General features: G+C 68.9%; 1 protein-coding gene. It reads left to right on the top strand.

Translation table 11 applies throughout. The features are described from left to right. Positions 1-28: 28 nt before the first annotated feature. A partial coding sequence (locus tag ACYQ8L_RS18840; RefSeq protein WP_459943340.1) for an IS66 family transposase occupies positions 29-228 on the top strand: 200 nt, incomplete at its 3' end.

The raw sequence follows: 228 nt of genomic DNA, 5'->3' as shown, positions 1-228 counted from the left end.
GATGGTGCATGCGGGGTGTTGGGCACACGTGCGGCGGAAGTTTGTGGAGGCGCAGAAGGCGGGGGCGGGGGGCAAGACGACGGCGGCGCATTGGGCGTTGGCGCGGATTCGGAAGCTCTACGAGATCGAGCGCCGGGCCCAGGCGAAGGGGCTTAGGGGGGAGGCGTTGGTGCGGGAGCGTCAGGAACAGGCCGTGCCGGTCTTGAAGGAGCTGAAGGCGTGGCTGGA

It is taken from the genome of Deferrisoma palaeochoriense (genome assembly GCF_054656955.1).
This window is presented reverse-complemented; position numbering and strand designations above follow the sequence as displayed.